Annotated in this window: 2 protein-coding genes; one reads left to right on the top strand and one right to left on the bottom strand. The window is 37.0% G+C overall.

Features of this window, described 5'->3' with window-relative positions; translation table 11 throughout:
• Positions 1-335: 335 nt before the first annotated feature.
• The gene (locus U8D43_RS20805; protein ID WP_335873064.1) at positions 336-1,259 is read right to left on the bottom strand and encodes an HD-GYP domain-containing protein; all 924 of its coding nucleotides are present in this window, start codon (positions 1,257-1,259) and stop codon (positions 336-338) included.
• An 89-nt stretch (positions 1,260-1,348) separates the two neighbouring features.
• On the opposite strand from U8D43_RS20805, the gene U8D43_RS20800 reads away from it, so the two are divergent.
• The gene (locus U8D43_RS20800; RefSeq protein ID WP_335873063.1) at positions 1,349-1,615 is read left to right on the top strand and encodes a hypothetical protein; all 267 of its coding nucleotides are present in this window, start codon (positions 1,349-1,351) and stop codon (positions 1,613-1,615) included.
• The last annotated feature ends 78 nt before the right edge of the window (positions 1,616-1,693 follow it).

Raw genomic sequence — 1,693 nt, 5'->3', positions numbered from 1 at the left:
GGTAGATATCCAAAAATCAAAACCAGCTTAAATCAAGTAATGGTGCCATAGCCAATCTTTAAAAATGGTCATTCCATTTTAGGGAGGGTGCTTTTTTGTGTCAAAATCAGCATCAAAACCCATTTTCGTATAAAAAGAGCCTTAAATAAGGCTGTTTTCAGAGAGATTGTTTCTTTTCAAATTAGCCCTCCTATCGTGTTGAAGAATGACTTCGGGCATCTTTTCGCATCATTTTTAACTCGATAGGAGGTAAGAAAAGATTGTTTCCATCCGTTTTTGTATGCTACAGCAACAAAGTATGCGAACATAGCCATAAAAAAAGAAGAAGTGAAAGACTAATCATTCACTTCTTCTTTAAGTATATTCTCTACCAAGATAATTTTTTCAAAAGCGTCTACTACTTCTTGCTCGTATAATTTACCCGCCATTTCTTTTATTTTTTTAAAAGCAGCTTCTTTCGTAAATGCAGCTCGACGCGGACTGGCATGGGTCATTGTATCGAATGAATCTGCTACGGCGATAATTTTCGCTTCTATCTTAATCTGTTTTCCTATTAGTCCAAACGGATAACCCGAACCATCTATCCGTTCGTGATGTTGCTCTATGATCGCACTAATTTCGTCATAATATGTGACATTGACCATACCCGCGCCTTCCACAGGATGTTTTTTTACTATTTCTAATTCACTCTTCGTTAAGCGACTCGATTTATTCATGATTTCTTCTGGTATATTGACTTTGCCAATATCATGCAAAGCAGCACCAATAAATAAATCATGTAGTCTATTTTTATTTAACCTTAACTCTTTTCCAATCTTCATACACAGCTTTTGTACTCTTCGACTATGATTCCAATAATAAGATCCCCTTGGTTCTAAATGGGAAACAATCTCTATTAATTGTTGTATTTCTCGACTAATTTGATGAAAAAGTGGTTCATTGGTTATCCAAAGTAAGGTTAATGGCTGTTTCACTTTAAATATTAAAGACTCTTCTAATCCTTTAACTGTAATATAATCGTTTCTGCCTAAAACTTGCTTTTCACCATCTACATCACTTTCAACTTCCCCATCGATAATATAGAAAAATTCCAAAGTTGTATCATCTTCTGCAGGATATAAAAAAAAACCCATACCGATATCTACTTCTTGGAGCATAATTTCTAAATTTTCCTGTCGAGCTAATAGCGCTAAAGTTCCCGACTCTTGGAATACTTTCTCTAAGGGAAATCTCTTTTTATTTATATGCAAACCCTTCATCTAATCGACTCCCCTTTTAAGAGGCTAAAATTACTATATATTCATATTATATAGTAATACTACAGAGAAAAAAAGGACGCTATGCGCGGTTGGTTTATCTCAATCAAAATCAGAGAAAAGCGGAAGCGGGTCGCTCAGCAGCAGCGGGCAAATGTTGGTTCACGGAGAAGGTCCTGACCTTCGCAGTGGAGCGTTATTTGTCCCATAGCTGCTACCCGCTGCAGCTAGATCCGTCTGTTTTTGATGGAAATCAACTAGAAAATGGAGGGTTTAGTCAAAAAACAGATGACATAGCCACAATGTATACGAAACCCCATGTCCTGTCAGACACCGCAATGAATGAAAATGGGGTCTAGCGGTTTAATGATGCATTAAACTGTTCATCCTGTTAATGCAGGTCTGAGGTCGCCTCTTTTTTGGTGGATAAAACCCCG

This window comes from Bacillus sp. 2205SS5-2, assembly GCF_037024155.1.
GTDB lineage: Bacteria > Bacillota > Bacilli > Bacillales > Bacillaceae_K > Bacillus_CI.
Note: the sequence above shows the minus strand (reverse complement) of the source record. Positions and strands in the feature narration are given on the sequence as shown.

Excerpts from the sequence above, each read along its gene's own strand:
- U8D43_RS20805 (WP_335873064.1), bottom strand. The coding sequence starts at position 1,259 with ATGAAGGGTTTGCATATAAATAAAAAGAGATTTCCCTTAGAGAAAGTA.